Annotated in this window: 8 protein-coding genes; 5 read left to right on the top strand and 3 right to left on the bottom strand. The window is 70.8% G+C overall.

Going from position 1 to position 19047, the window contains the following annotated elements; all coding sequences use genetic code 11:
- Positions 1–334 precede the first annotated feature (334 nt).
- Positions 335–7375, top strand: a complete 7041-nt coding sequence (locus EOE48_RS10045; protein ID WP_127728662.1) for an FG-GAP-like repeat-containing protein — start codon at positions 335–337, stop codon at positions 7373–7375.
- 12 nt (positions 7376–7387) lie between these two features.
- On the opposite strand, the gene EOE48_RS10040 is transcribed toward EOE48_RS10045, so the two are convergent.
- A complete protein-coding gene (locus EOE48_RS10040; protein ID WP_127728661.1) occupies positions 7388–8452 on the bottom strand; it encodes a threonine aldolase family protein in 1065 nt (354 codons plus the stop codon).
- Positions 8453–9079: 627 nt separating this feature from the next.
- Between EOE48_RS10040 and gltB the strand changes: the two genes are divergently transcribed.
- From gltB to EOE48_RS10025, 3 genes are all read left to right on the top strand, one after another.
- Positions 9080–13771: a glutamate synthase large subunit gene (gltB, locus tag EOE48_RS10035; protein ID WP_127728774.1), complete on the top strand. Its 4692-nt coding sequence runs from the start codon at positions 9080–9082 to the stop codon at positions 13769–13771.
- A 220-nt stretch (positions 13772–13991) separates the two neighbouring features.
- A complete protein-coding gene (locus EOE48_RS10030) occupies positions 13992–14597 on the top strand; it encodes a glutathione S-transferase family protein (RefSeq protein ID WP_127728660.1) in 606 nt (201 codons plus the stop codon).
- A 45-nt stretch (positions 14598–14642) separates the two neighbouring features.
- On the top strand, positions 14643–16076 hold the full coding sequence (locus tag EOE48_RS10025) for a glutamate synthase subunit beta (protein WP_127728659.1): 1434 nt from the start codon (positions 14643–14645) through the stop codon (positions 16074–16076).
- A 46-nt stretch (positions 16077–16122) separates the two neighbouring features.
- On the opposite strand, the gene EOE48_RS30555 is transcribed toward EOE48_RS10025, so the two are convergent.
- On the bottom strand, positions 16123–16233 hold the full coding sequence (locus EOE48_RS30555; RefSeq protein WP_484213850.1) for a helix-turn-helix domain-containing protein: 111 nt from the start codon (positions 16231–16233) through the stop codon (positions 16123–16125).
- Positions 16234–16314: 81 nt separating this feature from the next.
- Positions 16315–16542: a hypothetical protein gene (locus EOE48_RS10020; protein ID WP_127728658.1), complete on the bottom strand. Its 228-nt coding sequence runs from the start codon at positions 16540–16542 to the stop codon at positions 16315–16317.
- A 375-nt stretch (positions 16543–16917) separates the two neighbouring features.
- On the opposite strand from EOE48_RS10020, the gene EOE48_RS10015 reads away from it, so the two are divergent.
- Positions 16918–19038 (top strand): TonB-dependent siderophore receptor, encoded by a 2121-nt coding sequence (locus EOE48_RS10015; protein WP_425463644.1) that lies wholly within the window; start codon positions 16918–16920, stop codon positions 19036–19038.
- The last annotated feature ends 9 nt before the right edge of the window (positions 19039–19047 follow it).

Genomic DNA, 19047 nt, shown 5'->3' with positions numbered 1-19047 from the left:
GACGGAAATTCCGAACCGGGACCATGCGATGTTGACGCTCGACCCGAGATCGTCATCAGGATGGATGTAAGATCCGTCCAGCGGCTCCGACTCGCCCACCGGACTGTCACGTGGGCGAACCGCATCGGCTGCGCCGGGAGCGGAGGACAGCGTCGACGCCGACGGCGTGCGAAGGGATATCCAAGATGGCCGGACCGATCGTCGTGTCACGCCAGGGCGGCCACTGCAGGTCCCCAGCCCGGAGCATCCATTCACCGAAACCACTCTTCCTGCGCACGAAGGGGCGGTGGCCTTGTGCTTCGTCCATCGGCGGCAATGCGAAAAGGCGAGTCCGATGACGATCCGTTTCTTCGAGGCCGGCCCCGTCACCACCGGATACAGCCCCTACTCGGTGACGATGGCGGACGTGAACGGGGACGGGCGGCAGGACCTCCTCGTCGCGAACTACAACAGCGGCACGGTGTCGGTTCGTTTGGGGAGAGGCGACGGCACCTTCACCAGCGCCACCGACGTCCCTACCGGGAGCAATCCCCGCTCGGTGACGGCGGCGGACGTGAACGGGGACGGTCGGCAGGACATCCTCGTCGCGAACAACTCGAGCGGCACGGTGTCGGTTCGTCTGGGGAGAGGCGACGGCACCTTCACCAGCGCCACCGACGTCCTCACCGGGAGCAATCCCCGCTCGGTGACGACGGCGGACGTGAACGGGGACGGGCGGCAGGACCTCCTCGTCGCGAACTACTTGAGCAACACGGTGTCGGTTCGTCTGGGTGTCGGCGACGGCACCTTCACCAGCGCCACCGACGTCCCCACCGGGGGAGGTCCCATCTCGGTGACGACGGCGGACGTGAACGGGGACGGGCGGCAGGACCTCCTCGTCGCGAACAACGCGAGCGGCACGGTGTCGGTTCGTCTGGGGAGAGGCGACGGCACCTTCACCAGCGCCACCGACGTCCCCACCGGGGGAGGTCCCATCTCGGTGACGACGGCGGACGTGAACGGGGACGGGCGGCAGGACATCCTCGTCGCGAACTACTTGAGCGGCACGGTGTCGGTTCGTCTGGGGAGAGGCGACGGCACCTTCACCTTCACCAGCGCCACCGACGTCGCTACCGGGAGCCGTCCCTACTCGGTGACGACGGCGGACGTGAACGGGGACGGGCGGCAGGACATCCTCGTCGCGAACGCAGGCAGCGACACGGTGTCGGTTCGTCTGGGGAGAGGCGACGGCACCTTCACCATCACCAGCGCCGACGACGTCCCCACCGGGGGAGGTCCCATCTCGGTGACGACGGCGGACGTGAACGGGGACGGGCGGCAGGACCTCCTCGTCGCGAACGAGGGCAGCGGCACGGTGTCGGTGCTGCTGGGAACCAACGTCACCGCCGCCACGGCGATCGGCGCCTCCCCGGGGGCCGGCACGGTGCTCGGACTTGGCGGGCAGGTGGTGCTGACCCTGTCGACCGAGACCCCGGTGGTGGTCGACACGCGCGGCGGCACGCCGTTCCTGACGCTGAGCAACGGCGGACAGGCGGTCTACAGCGGCACCGACGGCAGCGGCCGGCCGCGATTCACCTACACGGCGGCGGCCGGGCAGACCACGAGCGGCCTGACGGTGACCGGCCTGACCCTCGACGGCGGCACCGTGAGGGATCCGGGCGAGACCAGCTTCGTCAGCGCCACCGACATCGGAACCGGAAGTTTGCCCCGCTCGGTGACGACGGCGGACGTGAACGGGGACGGGCGGCAGGACATCCTCGTCGCGAACCAAGGCGACGGCACGGTGTCGGTTCGTCTGGGTGTCGGCGACGGCACCTTCACCACCGCCACCGACGTCGCCACCGGGAGCTTGCCCATCTCGGTGATGACGGCGGACGTGAACGGGGACGGGCGGCTGGACCTCCTCGTCGCGAACCGATTCGACGACACGGTGTCGGTTCGTCTGGGGAGAGGCGACGGCACCTTCACCAGCGCCACCGACGTCGCTACCGGGAGCCGTCCCATCTCGGTGACGACGGCGGACGTGAACGGGGACGGGCGGCAGGACCTGCTCGTCGCGAACGCGGGCAGCGGCACGGTGTCGGTTCGTCTGGGTGTCGGCGACGGCACCTTCACCACCGCCACCGACGTCCCCACCGGGAGCAGTCCCTTCTCGGTGACGACGGCGGACTTGAACGGGGACGGGCGGCAGGACATCCTCGTCGCGAACAACTCGAGCGGCACGGTGTCGGTTCGTCTGGGTGTCGGCGACGGCACCTTCACCACCGCCACCGACGTCCCCACCGGGGACAAGCCCTCCTCGGTGACGACGGCGGACGTGAACGGGGACGGGCGGCAGGACCTGCTCGTCGCGAACGAGGCCAGCGGCACGGTGTCGGTTCGTCTGGGTGTCGGCGACGGCACCTTCACCAGCGCCACCGACGTCCCCACCGGGGACAAGCCCTACTCGGTGACGACGGCGGACGTGAACGGGGACGGGTGGCAGGACATCCTCGTCGCGAACTTCGACAGCGGCACGGTGTCGGTTCGTCTGGGTGTCGGCGACGGCACCTTCACCACCGCCGACGACGTCCCCACCGGGAGCAATCCCGCCTCGGTGACGACGGCGGACGTGAACGGGGACGGGCAGCAGGACATCCTCGTCGCGAACTTCGGCAGCGGCACGGTGTCAGTGCACCTCAACACCTCGCGCCCGACCGCCAGCCTCGACCTCGCCAGCATCGCGTCCGCCAGCGGTGCCGTCACCGGCCTCGCCGTCGACACCACCGCCCCCACCGTCACCGGCCTGACCTCTACCACCCCCGACGGCGCCTATCACGCCGGCGACGTCATCGACATCGCGGTCGGCTTCTCCGAGGCCGTCACCGTCACCGGCACGCCGCGCCTCACCCTGGAGACCGGCGCCGTCGACCGCGCCGTCGACTATGTCTCCGGCTCGGGCACCGCCAGTCTGGTGTTCCGCTACACCGTCCAGCCCGGCGACACCGCCGCCGACCTCGACGCGCTGACCCTCGCCCTCGCCGGCGGCACGATCCGGGATGCGGCCGGCAACGCCGCCGCCCTCGCCCTGCCGGCCGCGGGCGCGGCCGGCTCGCTCGCCGCCGCCAAGGCGCTGGTCGTCGACACCACCACACCCACCGTCACCCGCCTGACCTCCAGCACCCGCGACGGCACCTACCGGGCCGGCAGCGTCATCGCGGTCCAGGTCGGCTTCTCCGAGGCCGTCACCGTCACCGGCACGCCCCGCCTCACCCTGGAGACCGGCACCACCGACCGCGAGGCGACCTATGCCCGCGGCTCGGGCACCGACACCCTGACCTTCCTCTACACCGTCCAGCCCGGCGACAGCGCCGCCGACCTCGACGCGCTGACCCTCGGCCTCGCCGGCGGCACGATCCGGGATGCGGCCAGTAACGATGCCGCCCTCGCCCTGCCGGCCGCGGGCAGCCCCGGCTCGCTCGCCGCCGCCAAGGCGCTGGTCATCGACACGGCGCCCCCGCCGACCTTCACCACCGCCGCCACGGCGATCGGCGCCTCCGCGGGGGCCGGTACGGTGCTGGGGCCCGGCGGGCAGGTGGTGCTGACCCTGTCCACCGCGACCCCGGTGGTGGTCGACACGCGCGGCGGCACGCCGTTCCTGACGCTGAGCAACGGCGGACAGGCGGTCTACAGCGGCACCGACGGCGGCGGCCGGCCGCGATTCACCTACACGGCGGCGGCCGGGCAGGACACGAGCGGCCTGACGGTGATCGGCCTGACCCTCGACGGCGGCACCGTGAGGGATCCGGGCGGGACTAGCTTCGTCAGCGCCACCGACGTCATCACCGGAGCTTATCCGATCTCGGTGACGACGTCGGACGTGAACGGGGACGGGCGGCAGGACCTCCTCGTCGCGAACGAGAGCAGCAACACGGTGTCGGTTCGTCTGGGGAGAGGCGACGGCACCTTCACCAGCGCCAGCGACGTCATAACCGGAAGTTTGCCCCGCTCGGTGACGACGGCGGACGTGAACGGGGACGGGCGGCAGGACATCCTCGTCGCGAACTACAACAGCGGCACGGTGTCGGTTCGTCTGGGTGTCGGCGACGGCACCTTCACCAGCGCCACCGATGTCGCTACCGGGATTTATCCCCGCTCGGTGACGGCGGCGGACGTGAACGGGGACGGGCGGCAGGACCTCCTCGTCGCAAACTCGAACAGCGACACGGTGTCGGTTCGTCTGGGTGTCGGCGACGGCACCTTCACCAGCACCACCGACGTCGCCACCGGGAACAGTCCCTACTCGGTGACGACGGCGGACGTGAACGGTGATGGGCGGCAGGACATCCTCGTCGCGAGCCCCGGCAGCCGCACGGTGTCGGTTCGTCTGGGTGTCGGCGACGGCACCTTCACCAGCACCACCGACGTCGCCACCGGGAACAGTCCCTACTCGGTGACGACGGCGGACGTGAACGGGGACGGGCGGCAGGATATCCTCGTCGCGAACGCGGACAGCGGCACGGTGTCGGTTCGTCTGGGTGTCGGCGACGGTACCTTCACCAACGCCACCGACGTCGCCACCGGGAACAGTCCCTACTCGGTGACGACGGCGGACGTGAACGGGGACGGGCAGCAGGACATCCTCGTCGCTAACCGAGACAGCGGCACGGTGTCGGTTCGTCTGGGGAGAGGCGACGGTACCTTCACCAGCGCCGACGACGTCCCCGCCGGGAGCGGTCCCATCTCGGTGACGACTGCCGACGTGAACGGGGACGGGCGGCAGGATATCCTCGTCGCGAACTACTTCAGCAACACCACGGTGTCGGTGCGCCTCAACACCTCGCGCCCGACCGCCACCTTCGACCTCGCCAGCATCGCGTCCGCCAGCGGTGCCGTCACCGGCCTCGCCGTCGACGCCACCGCCCCCACCGTCACCGGCCTCACGGCCACCACCCCCGACGGCGCCTACGGTGCCGGCGGCGTCATCGACATCGCGGTCGGCTTCTCCGAGGCCGTCACCGTCACCGGCACGCCCCGCCTCACCCTGGAGACCGGCGCCACCGACCGCGCCGTCGACTACGTCTCCGGCTCGGGCACCGCCAGTCTGGTGTTCCGCTACACCGTCCAGCCCGGCGACACCGCCGCCGACCTCGACGCGCTGACCCTCGCCCTCAACGGCGGCACGATCCGGGACGCGGCCGGCAACGATGCCGCCCTCGCCCTGCCGGCCGCGGGCAGCCCCGGCTCGCTCGCCGCCGCCAAGGCGCTCGTCATCGACACCGCCGCGCCGGCCGCCCCAGGCCTCGCCCTGGCGGCGGATACCGGCGCCTCGGCCGTCGACCGGCTGACCAACGACGCCCGCCTCGCCGTCGCGGCGGAGCCCGGCGCGAGCCTGCGCTACCGCCTCGACGGTGCGCCGGAGACGGCGGCCTACGACCCTGCCGCCCTCGCCGACGGCACCCACACCGTCACGGTGACCCAGACCGACGCCGCCGGCAACGTCTCGGCGGCGGCGAGCCTCGCCTTCACCCTCGACCGCACGGCTCCGGCCGTCGTCGCCATCACGCCGGACACGGCCGGGCCGACCAACGCCGGCACTCTGACCCAGACCGTCACGCTCTCGGAAGCCGTCACCGGGCTCGACGCCGCAGACTTCGCGCTCGTCCTCACCGGCAGCGCCGCGGCGCGCATCGCCGGGGTGAGCGGCTCGGGCGCCACCTACACCGTCACGCTGGCCGACGTGACCGGCGACGGGACGCTGCGGCTCGACCTCGCGGCCGACGGCACCGGCATCCAGGATCTCGCCGGCAACGCCGTGGCGGGCGGGTTCGCCGGCGGGGCGACGATCCTCGACCACGGCGTCCCCGGCCTGACCATCGGCCCGGTCGCCGGCGACGGCTGGATCTCCGCCGCCGAGCACGGCACGGCGCTGGTCGTCGCCGGCACCACCACCGCCGAGGACGGCCGCACCGTCACCCTCGGGCTCGCCGGCCGCAGCTACGTCGCGACGGTGACGGGCGGCGCCTGGAGCGTCACCGTGCCGGGCGCCGACGTCGCGGCGTTGCCCGACACCGCCGGCACGCCCCTCGTCCTCACCGCCGACGTCAGCGATCGCGCCGGCAACCCGGCCGTGCGGGCGACGCGCAGCCTCGCCGTCGACACCACGGCCGACGCGGGCGGCGACGCGGCGCTGACCCTCGACGCCAGCGCCGACACCGTCGTCAACGCCGCCGAGGCGCGCGCCGTCGCCTTCACCCTCGCGGGCCTCGACCCCGACGCCACCGCCGTCGCGACATTCTCGGACGGCACGACGAGCCGCAGCCTGACGCTCGCCGGCAACGGACCCGGCCGCCTCGACCTGTCGGGGCTCGACGGCACCGTCACCGGCACGCTGACGATCACCGACCGCCTCGGCAACACCGTCACCCGGGCCGGCGGAACCCTCGTGCTCGACACCGTGGCGCCGGCGGCGCCGGGTCTGGCGCTGACCCACGACACCGGCCCGGATGCCGGCGACCGCGTCACCGCCGACCCGCGCCTCACCGTCACCCCGGCCGAGGCCGGCGGAACCCTGCGCACCACCGTCGACGGCGCGGCGGTGGCCGCCTACGACCCCGCCGCCCTCGGTCCCGGCGCGCACAGGGTCGAGGTCGTGCAGGTCGACGCCGCCGGCAACGCCTCGGCCCCGGCCGGCCTCGCCTTCACCCTCGTCGGCTACTTCGAGACGATCACCGGCGAGGGCCCCGGCGACCTGACCCTCACCGGCAGCGACTTCGCCGACCTGATCCGCGGCAACGCCGGCGACGACACGGTGCGGGGCGGGCGCGGCGCCGACTACCTGCACGGGCTCGCCGGCAACGACAGCGTCGACGGGGGCCTCGGCAACGACACGGTGTTCGGCGATCTCGGCGACGACCGGGTCGATGGCGGTGCCGGCGACGATCAGGTGCGGGGCTGGTTCGGCCGCGACACGCTGACGGGCGGCGACGGCAACGACGGCGTGTTCGGCGAGGAGGACGACGACCTGCTCACCGGCGGCAGCGGCGACGACTACCTGTCGGGCGGGGCGGGCGACGACGCGCTGTCCGGCGAGGACGGCGACGACCTGCTGTTCGGCAATGCCGGCAACGACGAACTGGTGGGCGGCGCCGGGCGCGACCGCTTCGCGTTCGGGCGCGGCGACGGGCAGGACGTGATCCGCGACTTCGTGGCCGGCGGGGCGGAGGCGGACGTGATCGCGTTCAACAACGGGGCGTTCGCGGATTTCGCCGGCGTGCAGGCGGCCTTGCGGCAGGCCGGGGCGGACGCGGTGTTCGCCTACGGCGACGGCGACACCGTGACGATCCGGAACCTCCAGGCATCGAGCCTCACCGCCGCGAACTTCACCTTCGCCTGACGGACGCCCTCGTCAGGCGCCGTCGGCGCCCGCGGCGGCGAGCAGCGCGTCGACGTCGGTCTCGCTGGTCGAGAAGGCGCAGATCAGCCGGACGAGGCGCTCGCCCTCGCCGACACTCTCGCCCGCGGGCAGGCTCGCCGTCCGCCACGGGTGGTAGACCGCGCCGGCGGCGCGCAGGCGGGCATCGAGCGCGGCGGGCAGGATCGGAAACACCTCGTTGGCCTCGACCGGCCAGGGCAGCCGCACGCCCGGCAGGCGGGCGAGGCCGCGGGCGAGGCGGGCCGCCATCCGGTTGGCCTGTGCCGCGTTGGCGAGCCAGTGCCCGTCGGCGAGGTAGGCGTCGAGCTGCGCGGCGAGCAGGCGGCCCTTCGACAGCAGGTGGCCGCCGCGCTTGCGCCGGTACGCGATGGTCTCGGCGAGGTCGGGGCGAAACACCAGGATCGCCTCGGCGGCGAGCGCCCCGTTCTTGCTCGCGCCGAAGGACAGGATGTCGACGCCCGCCCGCCACGTCGCCTGCGCGGGCGTGCAGCCCAGCGTCGCGAGCGCGTTGGCGAAGCGGGCGCCGTCCATGTGGACCGCCACGCCGTGCTCGTGCGCGAGGGCCGACAGCGCCGCGACCTCGTCCGGGCGGTAGACGAGCCCGCCCTCCGTCGCCTGGGACAGCGACAGCGCCCGCACCGGCATGTGGTGGACGCCCCGGGCCGGCACCGCGAGGTGGGCGGCGAGCGCCGCCGGCGCGATCTTGCCGCCCTCGCCCGGCAGGCCGACCAGCTTGGCGCCGTGCATGAAGAATTCCGGGGCGCCGCACTCGTCGGTCATGACGTGCGCCTCCTCGTGGCAGAGGCAGGCGCCGAAGGGCGGCACCAGGGCGGCGAGCGCGATGGCGTTGGCGGCGGTGCCGGTCGCGACCGGGAACACCGCGAGGTCGGGGCACTCGAACAGCGCCCGGAACCGCTCGGTCACGGCGGCGCTCAGGGGGTCGGCGCCGTAGGAGGCCAGCGGGCCGGCATTGGACCGCACGATCGCGTCGAGGATCGCGGTGCTGGCGCCGGTCACGTTGTCGCTCGCGAAGTTCATCCGGGGTCCGCCTCCAGCCGCGTCGGTCCGGCCGTGTCTAAGGGCGCCGGTGCCGCGTGTCAGGAGGCGTGCCGCAGCGGAGGCGTCGGAATCCTTGCCGGCAACGCCGCCTCGCCGTTCGTTCGTTGCGGCGCGGCGGCACGTCGCGCACGAAAACAACAAAGACCGGCCATCTCGGCCCTTGCTGGACTCATTGAAATCTGGCAGGGTCCATGATTAGGACAGCAAGGCTGTCCCATCTCCGGGAGCCGTCCCGGATGACGAAGGGCGCTGGCTTGTGGCTTGCACGACGGCCGATCGAGATTTGAAACGCATTGCCCCCGGGGCAGTGCGGGCGCACGCCGGCTGATCCAGGCCAGCGAGCGCCCGCGGGTGCGGGCGCTCCTTGATGCAAGACGCGACCGAACCCCAGACGAGAGTTGAACCGGCGGCCCGATGACCCAGCGTCGCGGCGGGCTGCGGGTCGGTCGCACGACCCAGAGGGTCGCACGACCGAAACGGTCGCACGAGATCGCGCCGCCAGCCGGCGCCGGGCGTGCTCCGACAGTTGCGTCAACGGTGCCCCGTCCGGGAGCGCCTGCCCACCGATTGAGCACGCTCGTGCGCGAGCGCAGGGAGAACCAGACGATGCGCGGCAAGGACCACTCCCAGCACACCACCCGCGGCCCGGCGAGCCCGGCCCTCGTCGTGCGGGATCCGGCCCTGCCGGCCGCCCAGGGGCTCTACGACCCGTCGCGGGAGAAGGATGCCTGCGGCGTCGGCTTCATCGCCGACATGCACAACCGCCAGAGCCACGCCATCGTCCAGCAGGGCCTCCAGATCCTCGAGAACCTCGACCATCGCGGGGCGGTCGGCGCCGACCCGAAGATGGGCGACGGCTGCGGCATCCTGGTGCAGATGCCGCACGCCTTCTTCGCCGCCGAGGCCGAGCGCCTCGGCCTGTCGCTGCCGGAGGCCGGGCAGTACGGCGTCGGGCAATTGTTCATGCCGCAGGACGAGGAGGGCTCACGCCTCGTCGAGGGCATCGTCGAGAAGGCGATCACGGAGGAGGGCCTGACCCTGATCGGCTGGCGCGACGTGCCGGTCGATTCGAGCGACCTCGGCGTGAGCGTGAAGGCGAGCGAGCCGCGCCACCGGCAGGTCTTCATCGGCCGCCCGGCCAGCGTCGCCGACCAGGACGCCTTCGAGCGCCGGCTGTTCCTGTGCCGGAAGGTGATCTCGAACGCCGTCTACACCCTCAAGGACGAGCGCCTGAAGGAGTTCTATCCGGTCTCGCTGTCCTCGCGCACCATCGTCTACAAGGGCATGGTGCTGGTCAACCAGCTCGGCCACTACTACCTCGACCTGAAGGACGAGCGCTTCGTGTCGGCGCTCGCCCTCGTGCACCAGCGCTTCGCCACCAACACCTTCCCGACCTGGCGGCTGTCGCACCCCTACCGGATGGTGGCGCATAACGGCGAGATCAACACGCTTCGCGGCAACGTCAACTGGATGGCGGCGCGGCAGGCCAGCGTCGATTCCGAGCTGTTCGGCAATGACATCTCGAAGCTGTGGCCGATCTCCTACGAGGGCCAGTCCGACACCGCCTGCTTCGACAACGCGCTGGAGTTCCTGACCCAGGGCGGCTACCCGCTCGCCCACGCGATGATGATGCTGGTGCCGGAGGCCTGGGCCGGCAACCCGCTGATGACCGAGGAGCGGCGCGCCTTCTACGAGTACCACGCCGCCCTGATGGAGCCGTGGGACGGCCCGGCCGCCCTGTGCTTCACCGACGGCCGCCAGATCGGCGCCACCCTCGACCGCAACGGCCTGCGGCCCGCCCGCTACGTCGTCACCGACGACGGCCTCGTCGTGCTCGCCTCCGAGATGGGCGTGCTGCCGATCGCCGACGAGCGGATCGTCGAGTCCTGGCGCCTGCAGCCGGGCCGGATGCTGCTGATCGACCTCGAGAAGGGCCGCATCGTCTCCGACGAGGAGATCAAGGGCGAGCTCGCCGCCGCCAACCCGTACAAGGAGTGGCTGAAGCGCACCCAGATCGTGCTGGAGGACCTGCGCCCGGTCCAGCCGCGGGAATCGCGCACCGACGTGTCGCTGCTCGATCGCCAGCAGGCCTTCGGCTACACCCAGGAGGACCTCAAGCTCCTGATGCAGCCGATGGCCGTCACCGGCCAGGAGGCGGTCGGCTCGATGGGGACCGACACGCCGCTCTCGGCGCTCTCCGACAAGCCGAAGCTGCTCTACACCTACTTCAAGCAGAACTTCGCCCAGGTGACCAACCCGCCGATCGACCCGATCCGCGAGGAGGCCGTGATGAGCCTCGTCTCGTTCATCGGGCCGCGGCCGAACATCCTCGACCTGGAGGGCACCTCGCGCAAGAAGCGCCTGGAAGTCCGTCAGCCGATCCTGACCAACGCGGACCTCGAGAAGATCCGCTGCATCGGCCATTTCGAGGACCGCTTCGACACCAAGACCCTCGACATCACCTATCCCGCCGAGACCGGCGCGCAGGCGATGGACGGGGCGCTCGACCGCCTGTGCGACCGCGCCGAGGCGGCGGTGCGCGGCGGCTACAACATCATCGTGCTCTCCGACCGGGCGGTCGGGCCGGACCGGATCCCGATCCCGGCCCTGCTCGCCACCGCGTCGGTGCACAACTACCTGATCCGCAAGGGGCTTCGCACCTCGGTCGGGCTGGTGATCGAATCCGGCGAGCCGCGCGAGGTGCACCACTTCGCGTGCCTCGCCGGCTACGGCGCCGAGGCGATCAACCCCTATCTCGCCTTCGAGACCCTGCTGTCGATGAAGGACGAGCTGCCGCCGGAACTCACCGAGGACGAGATCGTCACCCGCTACATCAAGTCGATCGACAAGGGTCTGCTCAAGGTGATGTCCAAGATGGGCATCTCGACCTATCAGTCCTATTGCGGCGCGCAGATCTTCGATGCGGTCGGCCTCAACTCGACCTTCGTCGGCCGCGACTTCTTCGGCACGGCGACGACGATCGAGGGCATCGGCATGGCCGAGATCGCCGAGGAGACGGTGCAGCGCCACCGCGACGCCTTCGGCGACGCGCCGGTCTACCGCACCGCCCTCGACGTCGGCGGCGAGTACGCCTACCGCCTGCGCGGCGAGGCCCATACCTGGACGCCCGACACCGTGGCGACGCTCCAGCACGCGGTGCGCCTCAACGCCGCCGAGCGCTACCGGGAGTTCGCCCGGCTGGTGAACCAGCAGGAGAACCACCTCAAGACGATCCGCGGCCTGTTCCGGATCAAGAGCGCGGCGGAGATCGGCCGGACCCCGATCGACCTCGCCGAGGTCGAGCCGGCGGCCGACATCGTGAAGCGCTTCGCCACCGGGGCGATGTCCTACGGCTCGATCTCGAAGGAGGCACACGAGACGCTCGCCATCGCGGTCAACTCGTTCGGCGGGCGCTCGAACTCGGGCGAGGGCGGCGAGGAGCGCGAGCGCTACGTGCCGATGCCGGACGGCCGCTCGCGCCGCTCGGCGATCAAGCAGGTGGCGTCGGGCCGCTTCGGCGTCACGGCGGAGTACCTCGTCAACGCCGACATGATGCAGATCAAGGTCGCGCAGGGCGCCAAGCCCGGCGAGGGCGGGCAATTGCCCGGCCACAAGGTCGACGCCAAGATCGCCAAGGTCCGGCACTCGACCCCGGGCGTCGGCCTGATCTCGCCGCCGCCGCACCACGACATCTACTCGATCGAGGACCTCGCCCAGCTCATCTTCGACCTCAAGAACGTCAACCCGGCGGCCGACGTGTCGGTGAAGCTGGTGGCGGAGGTCGGGGTCGGCACGGTGGCGGCCGGCGTCGCCAAGGCGCGCGCCGACCACATCACCATCTCGGGCTTCGACGGCGGCACCGGCGCGGCGCCGCTCACCTCGATCAAGCATGCCGGCGGGCCCTGGGAGATCGGGCTGGCCGAGACCCAGCAGACGCTGGTGCTCAACCACCTGCGCGGCCGGGTGGCGCTCCAGGCCGACGGCGGCATCCGCACCGGCCGGGACGTGCTGATCGCGGCTCTGCTCGGCGCAGACCAGTTCGGCTTCTCGACCGCGCCGCTGATCGCGGCCGGCTGCATCATGATGCGCAAGTGCCACCTCAACACCTGCCCGGTCGGCGTCGCGACCCAGGACCCGGTGCTGCGCAAGCGCTTCAAGGGCACGCCCGAGCACGTCATCAACTACTTCTTCTTCGTCGCGGAGGAGTTGCGCGAACTGATGGCGGCGCTCGGCGCGAGGAAGCTCGACGACCTGATCGGCCGCTCCGACTACCTCGACAAGCTCGCGGCGATCTCGCACTGGAAGGCGAAGGGGCTCGACTTCACCCGGTTGTTCCACAAGCCGGAGGTGCCGGACCACGTCGCGATCCGCCACGTCGAGACGCAGAAGCACCCGATCGACACCGTGCTCGACCGGCGGCTGATCGCGGCCTTCGGGACCGCGATCGAGGCCGGCGAGGCGAAGACCGTCGAGGACGTGATCCGCAACTCCGACCGCGCCGCCGGCGCCATGCTGTCGGGGCTGGTGGCGAAGGCCCACGGCCACGAGGGCCTGCCCGACGACACCCTGACGGTGAAGCTCACCGGCACCGCCGGCCAGAGCTTCGGCGCGTGGCTCGCCGCCGGCGTGACCCTGATCCTCACCGGCCACGGCAACGACTACGTCGGCAAGGGCCTGTCGGGCGGCAAGCTGATCCTGCGGCCCTCCGACGACCTCAAGTCGCCGGCCGAGCGCACGATCATGGTCGGCAACACCGTGCTGTACGGCGCCATCGCGGGCGAAGCCTACATCCGCGGAGCGGCGGGCGAGCGGTTCGCGGTGCGCAATTCCGGCGCGATCGCGGTGGTCGAGGGCATGGGCGACCACGGCTGCGAGTACATGACCGGCGGCGTCGTGGTGTCGATCGGCGAGACCGGCCGCAACTTCGCCGCCGGCATGTCGGGCGGCATCGCCTACGTGCTCGACGAGGACGGCTCGTTCGCCAAGCGCTGCAACCTGTCGATGGTCGACCTGGAGCCGGTCGAGGAGGAGGACGAGTTCATGCGCCGCTTCCACCAGGACGGCGACTTGGAGACCAAGGGCCGCATCGACATCCTGGCGGACATGTCGGGCCACGACGAGGAGCGCCTCGTCGGGCTCATCAACAACCACCTGAAGTATACCGGCTCGGTGCGCGCCAAGGCGATCATCGACAAGTGGGACGTCTACCGCACCAGGTTCGTGAAGGTGATGCCGGTCGAGTACCGGCGCGCCCTGCGCGAGATGGAGCGGGCCCGGATGCCGGTGGCGGCGGAGTAATCCGCGCGGGAAGAACCCTCCCCCCCTGCGGGGGAGGGTGCCCGGCGGAGGCCGGGCGGGAGAGGGGAACACGCTTCCGGAAAGGTCGCGACTGATCTGACCGGCGCCACATCCCGAATCGTCGCGATCCCCTCTCCCGGCTCGCTCCGCTCGCCACCCTCCCCCGCAGAGGGGGGAGGGTTGGTTTAGGCGCGATGATCGAGGACGAGGAGAGACCGCGGTGAAGATCTACGGCGACACGATGTCGGGCAATTGCCTGAAGGTGCGTTACGTCGCCGATCACCTCGGCCTCGCCTACACCTGGGTCCCGATCGACATCATGACGGGCGAGAGCCGTACGGACGCGTATCTCGCGCGCTTCCCCGCCGGGCAGGTGCCGGGCGTCGAGTTCGCGGACGGGCGCTGCCTCGCGCAGTCGAACGCGATCATCCGCCATCTCGCCCGCGGCTCGGCCCTGCTGCCGGACGATCCGTGGGCCCAGGCGAAGATCGACGAGTGGCTGTTCTGGGAGCAGTACAGCCACGAGCCGACGATCGCGGTGTGCCGGTTCCACATGCGCTACCGCGGCGAGCCGGCCGGGACCCGCGACCCGCAGAAGGTCGCGGGCGGCGAGGCGGCCCTCGACCTGATGCAGCGTCACCTGACGCAGCGGACGTTCCTCGTCGGCGACGCCGTGTCCCTCGCCGACGTGGCGTTGTTCGCCTATACCCAGTTCGCCCACGAGGGCGGCTTCGACCTCACGACCCGGCCCGCGATCCAGGGCTGGCTCACCCGTTGCATGCAGGCCCTCGGCCTGCAGCGCGATCCCGCCGTCGCAGGGTCCTGAGACCCGCCGCCGACCCGATCACCGTCAACTCACCGAGCATTCCCGATGGGCAAGGTCACAGGTTTCCTCGAATTCGACCGCCAGGAGCAGAAGTACCAGCTCGCCGGCGACCGCGTGCGGCACTTCCTCGAGTTCACCCTGCCGCTGGACGAGCACGACCTGAAGAAGCAGGCGGCGCGCTGCATGGATTGCGGCATCCCGTTCTGCCACGGGCCGACCGGCTGCCCGGTCCACAACCAGATCCCGGACTGGAACGACCTCGTCTTCAACGCCGACTGGGAGGAGGCGTCGCGCAACCTCCACTCGACCAACAACTTTCCAGAATTCACCGGCCGCATCTGCCCGGCTCCCTGCGAGGAGGCGTGCACGCTCAACCTCGAGAACCAGCCGGTCGCGATCAAGACCATCGAGCAGGCGATCGCCGACAAGGCCTGGGCGATGGGCTGGGTCGTGCCCGAGCCGCCGGAAGCGAAGACCGGCAAGCAGGTCGCGATCATCGGCTCCGGCCCGGCCGGCCTCGCCGCCGCCCAGCAGCTCGCCCGGGTCGGCCACGACGTCCACGTCTTCGAGCGCGAGCCGAAGGCCGGCGGCCTGCTGCGCTACGGCATTCCCGACTTCAAGATGGAGAAGCGCCACATCGACCGCCGGGTGCGGCAGATGGAGGCCGAGGGCGTGCAGTTCCACTACGGCGTCAATGTCGGCGTCACCCGCTCCTTCGCCAGCCTGCACAACGAGTTCGACGCGGTGCTGTTCGCCGGCGGCGCCGAGGCGCCGCGCGACCCGCAACTGCCGGGCCAGGAGTTCGAGGGCGTGCACTACGCGATGCCCTACCTCGTCCAGTCGAACCGCCGCGTCGGCGCCGAGGCCGACGTGCTCGCCGGGGCCAAGGAGCCGATCCTCGCCGCCGGCAAGAACGTCGTGGTGATCGGCGGCGGCGACACCGCCTCGGACTGCGTCGGCACCGCCTTCCGCCAGGGCGCCCTGTCGGTGACCCAGCTCGACATCCGCCCACGCCCGCCGGAGCGCGAGGACAAGCTGACGGTGTGGCCGTACTGGGCGACCAAGATGCGGACCTCGTCGAGCCAGGCGGAAGGCGCCGAGCGCGAGTTCCAGGCCGCGACGCTGCGCATCGAGGGCAAGAAGGGCAAGGTCAAGGGCGTGGTCTGCGCCCGGGTCGACGAGAAGCGCAAGCCGATCGCGGGTTCCGAGTTCCTGCTGCCGGCCGATCTCGTCTTCATGGCGATCGGCTTCGCCGGTCCGCTCGCCAAGGGCCTGCTGGAGGAGTCGGGCGTTGCCCTCGACAAGCGCGGCAACGTCCAGGCCGACGATGCCGGCTACCGCACCTCGAACGACAAGGTCTGGGTCGCCGGCGACATGCGCCGGGGCCAGTCGCTGGTGGTGTGGGCGATCCGCGAGGGCCGTCAGGCCGCCCGCTCGATCGACGAGGCGCTGATGGGCGCAACGACCCTGCCGCGGTAGGGAAGCTGCGGGGCGACGTGGCCGAGCCGCGTCGTCCCGCGGAATTTCAGGCCGCCCGGAGCGCCCGGTCGACGGCCTCCGGCTCGCGGTCGATCACGAGCAGGAATGTACGGGTCGTCCCCTCCGGCGTGACCCGGCCCTGCTCCCAGTCGCGCACGGCACCGATCGAGAAGCCGTAGCGATCGGCGAACCGGGCCTGCGTGATACGATTTTCGGACGATCAGTTCCGAAAATCGTATCACCAGCCCACGCGGCGTCTGAGCGAAGCCGAAATCCGCATCGCGAAGCGATCCCGGAGGGATCGCCGAGCGATCAGTCGGATTTCGTATGAGACCCAGCCGCTTGCGCAGGCCACGCACGTCGATCGAGGGCGGACATGCAGGCGTGCCTCGCCCCTCTCGCCCCGTGCGATCGTGATGGCCTCTTCCAGGCTGGTCTTGATGTCCTCGAACAGGGCATTGACCATCGGCGTGACTCCGTGGCGCGCAGGGGCTCCACGCTGGCGCGGTGAGGCTACCACGCTCGCGGAGCATCGTGCGGTCGTCGATCGCGGGCTCGGTGGTCGTTTCAAGACGGCGGCCGCCGACGACATCGCCTGACGATAATCGATGCCCGTGAGACTCGGGAGAGATTCGGCGGAACCGTTGGTTTTTTCGTAGCCCGACGTAGCGAAGATGCACCGTCGCAACACCATCTGCAAATGATACCGCTCTTTGAATCGTTCCAAATTCTACCGCAGGGTAATCGTTGATCGGCAAGAGGTCCCCAACTACCCACGGCAATACTCTCCCCGCCGTCGAGGTCACCCGTGCGGTCAGTCTCTGCAAACAGGCATCGATCGGTGCTCGCCCTCGCGCTTCTCGGAGGCGTCGCCGCCGGCCTCGGGTGCCGGCAGACCCACGCGCAGGACGCCGCCGACACGATCGCGCTCGACACGATCAGCGTCGCCGGCCTGTCGCGCCAAGCCGAGACCGCCTACGGGCCGGTGGTCGGCTACCGCGCCACCCGCAGCGCCACCGGGACCAAGACCGACACGGCGTTGCGCGACCTGGCCCAGACCGTCAACGTCGTGCCGCGGGAGGTCCTGGTCGACCGTCAGGAGACGCGGCTCGCCGACGCGCTGTTCAACGTCAGCAACGTGCAGCCGGGCGGCACGCTCCAGGGCCGCAGCGACACGTTCATCATCCGCGGCTTCCGGACCCAGACCTACGCCATCGACGGCGTCTTCATGAACCAAGCCAGCAACTTCTATCCGGTCCAGCGTGATCTGGCCGATGTCGAGCGGATCGAGGTGCTGAAAGGACCGGCCTCGGTGCTCTACGGCCGCGGCGATCCGGGCGGCGTCATCAACATCGTCACCCGCCAGCCGAGCCTCGTGCCGACGGCGGATGCCAGCATCCAGGGCGGCAGCTTCGGCTTCCGGCGGGTGCAGGGGTCGGTCTCGGGCCCGGTGCCGGGCGTCGACGGGCTGGCGGCGCGACTGAGCTTCGCGTCGCAGGGCGACTCGACCTTCCGCGACCTCGCCGGGCGGGAGAATTCCCGCTTCTTCGTCGCGCCCGCGATCACCTGGAACCCGAGCCCGGACACGCGGGTCTCGTTCATCGGCGAGTTCACCCGGCAGGACACCGCCTACGACGAGGGCCTGATCGCCCGCAACGGGCGGGTTCCGCTCGACGACATCGCGCGCTTCTACGGCACGCCGTTCTCGAACTACAATGCCAACGCCAATTTCGGCACGCTGAAGATCGAGCACGACGTCAACGAGCACCTGATGCTGCGGCAGGTGCTGAACGCCCAGGGCGGCAGCTTCGACGTGTTCGCGGCCCGCGCCGTCGGCCTCTCGGCCAACGGCCTTCTGGTCAATCGCCGCACCAGCGGCGTGAACTCGACCTACGCCGCGGTCGACAGCCAGACCGAACTGGTGGCCAAGTTCGATTGGCTCGGCCTGCGCCACACCGCGCTCGTCGGCGTGGAGTATTTCAACGGCTACCGGCGTGCCTACACGACGCAGGGACCGCTCGCCTCGGTGAGCTTCGCCAACCCCGTTCCCGGCCTCGCGCCGCCGGGCACGCTGGCCTTCCTGAACGACATCAAGCAGAAGAACGAACTGACCGGCCTCTACGCCCAGGACCAGATCGATCTCGGCTACGGTCTCCAGCTTCTCCTCGGCATCCGCTACGACACCGGGACGCAGTTCTACTTCAGCCGGACCGCGACCTCGCGCACCGTCCCGCCGGATCAGGAACTGTCCGGCCTGTCGCCGCGGGTCGGGCTGATCTACCGGGTGGCCGATCCGCTGGCGCTCTACGCGAGCTACACGACCTCGTTCAAGCCGCAGACCGACAACGTCCTCGGCGTCAGCAACCCGCCGCCGGAGACCGGCGAGCAGGTCGAGGTCGGGACCCGCTTCGATTTTTCGCCGGACCTGAGCCTGACCGCCTCGGTGTTCGACATCACCCGCAACAACGTCTCGGTCACCGATCCGGTCAATACGGGCTTCTCGATCATCACCGGGCAGCAGCGCTCGAAGGGCGTCGAGGCCGACCTCGCCGGCACGATCCTGCCCGGCTGGAAGATCATCGGCGGCGTCGGCTACACCGATGCGCGGGTGGCGCGCGACACCACCTTCCCGGTCGGCAACCGGCTCGGCGGCGCGCCGCTGTTCAGCGGCAGCGTCTGGACGACCTACCAGGTCGAGGACGGGTTCTGGCGCGGCCTCGGCCTCGGTGTCGGCGTGACCTATGTCGGCTCGCGCTTCGGCGACATCAGCAACACCTACAAGGTCGGCGCCTATACCCGGGTCGACGCGGCGGTCTTCTACGACCTCAACGAGCACGCCCGGTTCTCGCTGAACCTGCGCAACCTGACCGACGCGCGCTACATCGAGCAGCCGTTCAATCCGGTCAACAACCTGCCGGGGGCGCCGTTCTCGGTGCTGGCCACGATCACCGCGAAGCTGTGACGGCGGGCG

This window comes from Methylobacterium oryzihabitans, from assembly GCF_004004555.2.
GTDB classification, from domain to species: Bacteria; Pseudomonadota; Alphaproteobacteria; order Rhizobiales; family Beijerinckiaceae; genus Methylobacterium; species Methylobacterium oryzihabitans.
The sequence above is the reverse complement of the archived record's forward strand: the minus strand, read 5'-3'. Positions and strand labels throughout refer to the sequence as shown.

Excerpts from the sequence above, each read along its gene's own strand:
- EOE48_RS10040 (WP_127728661.1), bottom strand. The coding sequence starts at position 8,452 with ATGAACTTCGCGAGCGACAACGTGACCGGCGCCAGCACCGCGATCCTC.
- EOE48_RS10045 (WP_127728662.1), top strand. The coding sequence starts at position 335 with ATGACGATCCGTTTCTTCGAGGCCGGCCCCGTCACCACCGGATACAGC.
- EOE48_RS10020 (WP_127728658.1), bottom strand. The coding sequence starts at position 16,542 with ATGGTCAATGCCCTGTTCGAGGACATCAAGACCAGCCTGGAAGAGGCC.
- gltB (WP_127728774.1), top strand. The coding sequence starts at position 9,080 with ATGCGCGGCAAGGACCACTCCCAGCACACCACCCGCGGCCCGGCGAGC.
- EOE48_RS10025 (WP_127728659.1), top strand. The coding sequence starts at position 14,643 with ATGGGCAAGGTCACAGGTTTCCTCGAATTCGACCGCCAGGAGCAGAAG.